This window comes from Rhodococcus sp. IEGM 1406 (assembly GCF_030056745.1).
GTDB classification, from domain to species: Bacteria; Actinomycetota; Actinomycetes; order Mycobacteriales; family Mycobacteriaceae; genus Rhodococcus_F; species Rhodococcus_F erythropolis.
The window spans coordinates 1-209 of sequence record NZ_JASHKO010000065.1 but is presented as its reverse complement, the minus strand read 5'-3'; the positions used below and the strand labels follow the sequence as shown (position 1 = coordinate 209).

The following is a 209-nucleotide window of genomic DNA, read 5'->3' as shown; positions in this document are numbered from 1 at the left end:
GTGGGGAAGTGGGTAGGGGGGTCGGGGTGTTGGCCGAGGCCGTGGTGGCGCGGGCGCGGGTCACCGGGCGGTGGATGCTCGGGGGCGGGGGTGGTGCGGCGGGGCGGCGGGGTGGTGGTCGCAGCGCTTCCGTCGGTGAGCCTGCGCGGGCGGGGCGGCGGCTGGGCGTGAGCCTCGACGTGGCCCGCTGGGCCCGCTCGTTCGTCGAC

1 pseudogene is annotated in these 209 nt (G+C 79.4%); it reads right to left on the bottom strand.

Annotated elements, in window-relative coordinates:
• A pseudogene (locus tag QM596_RS29665) lies at positions 1-209 on the bottom strand (hypothetical protein); the annotation flags it as partial.